General features: G+C 69.5%; 4 protein-coding genes, 2 tRNA genes and 1 pseudogene. 2 read left to right on the top strand and 5 right to left on the bottom strand.

The genetic code is table 11. From position 1 onward, the window contains the following. Nucleotides 1-225 (top strand): annotated as a pseudogene (locus ACOJSN_RS05360) (TetR/AcrR family transcriptional regulator); the annotation flags it as partial. Between the two features lie 6 nt (nucleotides 226-231). Here ACOJSN_RS05360 and ACOJSN_RS05355 read toward each other — a convergent pair. The 5 genes from ACOJSN_RS05355 to ACOJSN_RS05335 all read right to left on the bottom strand — a co-directional run bounded on the left by ACOJSN_RS05355 (nucleotide 232) and on the right by ACOJSN_RS05335 (nucleotide 1531). After that, entirely contained in the window at nucleotides 232-666 is a 435-nt protein-coding gene (locus ACOJSN_RS05355; RefSeq protein WP_420111476.1) for a MaoC family dehydratase, read from the bottom strand. After that, complete coding sequence (locus ACOJSN_RS05350; protein ID WP_420111475.1) at nucleotides 667-1110, bottom strand: FAS1-like dehydratase domain-containing protein; 444 nt, start codon at nucleotides 1108-1110, stop codon at nucleotides 667-669. It lies immediately after the preceding gene. Nucleotides 1111-1122: 12 nt separating this feature from the next. Beyond that, on the bottom strand, nucleotides 1123-1293 hold the full coding sequence (gene rpmG, locus ACOJSN_RS05345) for a 50S ribosomal protein L33 (protein ID WP_420111474.1): 171 nt from the start codon (nucleotides 1291-1293) through the stop codon (nucleotides 1123-1125). 62 nt (nucleotides 1294-1355) lie between these two features. Continuing rightward, nucleotides 1356-1429, bottom strand: a tRNA-Met gene (locus ACOJSN_RS05340). A gap of 29 nt (nucleotides 1430-1458) precedes the next feature. Further along, nucleotides 1459-1531 (bottom strand) — tRNA-Thr (locus ACOJSN_RS05335). Nucleotides 1532-1802: 271 nt separating this feature from the next. Here ACOJSN_RS05335 and ACOJSN_RS05330 point away from each other — a divergent pair. Beyond that, on the top strand, nucleotides 1803-2843 hold the full coding sequence (locus ACOJSN_RS05330) for a hypothetical protein (RefSeq protein ID WP_420111473.1): 1041 nt from the start codon (nucleotides 1803-1805) through the stop codon (nucleotides 2841-2843). Nucleotides 2844-3257 lie beyond the last annotated feature (414 nt).

Raw genomic sequence — 3257 nt, 5'->3', positions numbered from 1 at the left:
AGCTACCTGTACGGCTTCGTGCTGCAGGAGCTGAGCCTGCCGTTCATGAACGGAGGCGAGGTGGCCGAGGTGGCCGGCGGCATCCTCGCCGGGATCGAGGCGGGCGACTTCCCGCACCTCGCCGAGATCGCCACCGAGCACGCGATGCAGCCCGGTTACGACTACGCGGACGAGTTCGCCCACGGCCTCGCGCTCATCCTCGGTGCGCTCGCGCCGGAGGGGTGAGAAGGCTCAGGCCACGCGTACGTGCGCCTGAGCCTTTCCGAGCACCGTGGTGCCGTCCACGCTCACCGTCAGGTCCACACGCGCCGTGCCCGCGTCGGGGTCGAGAGCCCCGACGGCGGCCCGCACCGACACCTCGACCTCACCCGGGTCCGGGACCACGATCGGGCGGGTGAACCGGCAGCCTAACGAGACCAGCCTGGCCGGGTCGCCGAGCCAGTCGGTCAGCGTGGCACCGGCCAGCCCCATGGTCAGCATGCCGTGGGCGATCACGCCGGGCAGGCCGACCTCGGTGGCGAACCGCTCGTTCCAATGGATCGGGTTGAAGTCACCCGAGGCACCGGCGTAGCGCACGAGGCGCGCGCGATCGACGGTCTGGGTCACGGTGTACAGCTCGGTGCCCACCTCGGTGGCAGCGGTGAGCCCGATCGCCGCGGTTGCCACTCAGCCCTCCCCACGCACGGCGAGAGTCGAGACGACAGTCGCGACGTGCGCTCCGCCGTCGTCCATGATCTCGGTACGAGTGGTGACCATCGTGATGCCGGCGCGCTCGGTGAGCGAGTCGACGTGCACCTCGGTGTGCACGACGTCCCCGGCCACCAGCGGGCGGCTGTGCGCGAAACTCTCGTTGGCGTGCACCACGCGGGAGAAGTCGATGCCCGAGGCGGGGTCGGCGATGTACTCGGACTCGGCCCGCTGGGCGATCACGACCGCGAAGGTCGGGGGTGCGACGACGTCCCGGTAGCCGGCCTCGACGGCCGCCTCCGGGACGTGGTGCACAGCTGACGTGGCGCCGACCGCGTCAGCGAACTCGGCGATCTTCGCGCGCGAGACTGCGTACGGGGGCGTGCCCGTGAACACCGCTCCCATGCGGGTCAGATCGACCACGACTGATGTGGGTCAGCGAGTCTCGCGGTGGTTGCGGTGCGCGTTGCAGCGCGGGCAGAACTTCGCGAGCTCGAGCCGGTCGGGGGTGTTCCGCCGGTTCTTCTTCGTGATGTAGTTGCGGCTCTTGCACTCCTCGCAGGCGAGGGTGATCTTCGGGCGGACGTCCGCTGACTTGCTGGCCACTGGTGTTCCTCTGCTCGTGCGCGGCCGGTACTGGCGGCCGCGTTGATGTCGCTCGTTTCGGGTAGCGGGGGCGGGGATCGAACCCGCGACCTCACGATTATGAGTCGTGCGCTCTGACCGTCTGAGCTACCCCGCCGCGTGGCCCGCGGGACACGCGGGCCTCAGAGCCCCGATAGGGAATCGAACCCTAGACCTTCTCCTTACCATGGAGACGCTCTACCGACTGAGCTATCGGGGCAACGAGGAACGAGGGTACAGCCTCGCGCGCGCTCGAGCGAATCGACGTGAGCGGGATCACCACTCGCCTCTCCCTCCCGCTGCATCCGCTCGGGCCCCACGTGCCGAGACCGAGGCTCGGCGCCGAGACCGAGCGGTGCGCCCCACGGTCTCGGCAGCTAGCCACGGTCTCGGCGGCAACGGTTGTCCACAGGTGCGCGCCGATGCGCCGTCGTCCACAGCACCCCTCTCCGACCGAACCGCCTGCTCGCTCTGCGCACCAGGCTGGCCACATGACGAAGGCACAGCGGCCCGATGGGCTGGTCCTCACCTCGGAGTACGGCTACGACCGCCTCCGGCCCTCCCGCCGAAGCGGCGAGATCGCGCGGGTGCGGCGCGGCGCGTGGCTGGTGAAGGGCACCGAACCCGAAGACGAGTGGGAGAAGGAGGAACACCTGCTCCTGGCCCGGTGCCACGCGGCGGCAGCCACCCTCAGGTGTCGGTACGCGTTCACGCTGCAGACCGCAGGATTCCTGCTCGGATGGCCCGCACCCGTGTCACGCCGACTACAGATCCTCCAGACCAGCCGCGTGGCATCCGGCGGCTCAGCCGACCTCGTTCGCCACCACACGACCAGTCTCCCGGACGAGGACATCGTCTTCGTCGAGGGTCTCCCGGTCACCGTGCCTTCCCGAACCGCGATCGAGTCGGCACTGGGCTGCGAGCCGCCGATCGGTCTCGCTCTGGTCGATGCCGCCTTGAGAGAGCTCGCGGCCGTCACACGCCGCGAGCGAGAGGACTCGATCGCGCGACAGGACGTGTGGCGCGACCGTCTCGTCGACATGCTCGCTGAGCGCGGCAGCGTTCGGTACGCCCGCCGAGCGCGCGCGGCGATCCGCTTCTCCGACGGCTTGGCCGAGTCTGGCCAGGAGTCGTGGATGCGTTGGCTTGCGCTCTCCCGCGGTATGCCGGTGCCCGAGCTCCAGGTCGAGATCGCCACCTGCCGCGGCCTGCGCTATCCGGATGCTCTGTGGCGCTTCCGGGGCGCCAAGCCGGTGCTCGCTGAGTACGACGGCGCGGACAAGTACCGCCGCGCCGATGGCACTTCCATCATCCTCGACGAGAAGGACCGCGAGTCGCTACTCACCGACGCGACTGGCGGCACGTTCGTGCGCTTCACCAAGCGAGATCGCCCTGATGCCGATGCCGCGTTCGGGCGCCTGCTCCGGGCCACACCGCTGTCCGAGTCCGATCTCACCCCGCGGCCGGACTTGTTCCTCAGCTCCGCGCTCCGCCCGCTCCGCCGCGCTGCACGTGGTCGAGACCGTGGCTAAGCGCCGAGGCCGCGTGGTGCACCTCTCGGTCTCGGCGGTGAGCCTCGGTCTCGGCGGTGAGCCTCGGTCTCGGCGGGAAGTTCGGCGAACTCGTGCGACCGCCCGCCAACGACAAACGGCCCGCTGGCGCGGGCCGTAGTCGATGGTGGCGGGTGCAGGAGCCGTTGTCGCGACCAGCTCGTACCTCGCTGGGCGCTCCGCCTCCCGTCATCCTGCCCCCGCCAACGACAAAACCGCCCGCTGGCGCGGACGGTTTGACGTGTGGCGGGTGCAGTGTCCTGGTTCAGGACATCGGAATGGGATGTCTCAGGACATCGGCATAGCGTGTCTCAGGACATCGGTATGACCGTTCGGGGATGTCGAAGCGTCGTCTGGTGATCACTGCTGTTCTCGCTGGTGCCTCGCAGTCGGAGG

Origin of the sequence: Pseudactinotalea sp., from assembly GCF_048594945.1 — a bacterium.
Lineage (GTDB): Bacteria > Actinomycetota > Actinomycetes > Actinomycetales > Beutenbergiaceae > Pseudactinotalea.
Note: the sequence above shows the minus strand (reverse complement) of the source record. Positions and strands in the feature narration are given on the sequence as shown.

Bases quoted from the DNA above. Each gene is read 5' to 3' on its own strand.
- ACOJSN_RS05330 (WP_420111473.1), top strand. From the start codon at position 1,803: ATGACGAAGGCACAGCGGCCCGATGGGCTGGTCCTCACCTCGGAGTAC.